Source organism: Streptomyces sp. P9(2023) (assembly GCF_032436795.1).
In the GTDB taxonomy this organism is placed as follows: domain Bacteria; phylum Actinomycetota; class Actinomycetes; order Streptomycetales; family Streptomycetaceae; genus Streptomyces.
The window spans coordinates 1-236 of sequence record NZ_JAUPWM010000846.1 but is presented as its reverse complement, the minus strand read 5'-3'; the positions used below and the strand labels follow the sequence as shown (position 1 = coordinate 236).

Annotated in this window: 1 protein-coding gene; it reads left to right on the top strand. The window is 40.7% G+C overall.

The window, feature by feature from the left end:
- Window positions 1-236, top strand: a 236-nt coding sequence (locus tag Q5762_RS39655; RefSeq protein ID WP_315897173.1) for a hypothetical protein, incomplete at both ends; no start/stop codon positions are given.

Genomic DNA, 236 nt, shown 5'->3' with positions numbered 1-236 from the left:
GTTTAATATGGAACTGAATAAAAGAGAGGCATTTTTCGCGGCGATATTTAACGGTTTTTTATCTCATAAAGACCAGTTTAATGATGCTAATCCTGATGAGGCTATCCGCACATGCTGGGCGATGGCTGACCGTATTATTTACCATTCTGACCGAGTGGAATCACCACGCGAGATTGCTAACAGATGGATTAATAAAAATATCGTTATTGTTGATACCGAAACTACGGGGCTGGACA